The following is a 300-nucleotide window of genomic DNA, read 5'->3' as shown; positions in this document are numbered from 1 at the left end:
CGGTACAATCTTCCCCAGATCGGATGTGATACAAATCGCTCGTTGGTCCAATCGGTGCGACCGTGGTAGCCTTGGGCTAATCCTCTTCCCCCCAGATACAGTTCCCCAGGTACCCCAATGGGGAGCAGCTGTCCATGGTCATCGAGTACGTATACTTGAACGCCGGCAATCGGGCGGCCAATGGAAGGCAAGCTGCGGCTCCCAGCAGGGACGACCGCTGCCGTTGCCACCACGGTGTTTTCCGTGGGGCCATAATGGTTGACGACGGGCACTGGGAATCCAGCAGGAGGGGCACTGCGT

The 300-nt window shown here is 59.7% G+C and carries 1 protein-coding gene; it reads right to left on the bottom strand.

Annotated elements, in window-relative coordinates; all coding sequences use genetic code 11:
- Nucleotides 1-300 (bottom strand): AMP-binding protein (locus tag AC5WOC_RS21220; RefSeq protein ID WP_496057417.1); only part of this gene is annotated, 300 nt, incomplete at both ends.

Source organism: Shimazuella sp. NTD247, assembly GCF_059510415.1.
Note: the sequence above shows the minus strand (reverse complement) of the source record. Positions and strands in the feature narration are given on the sequence as shown.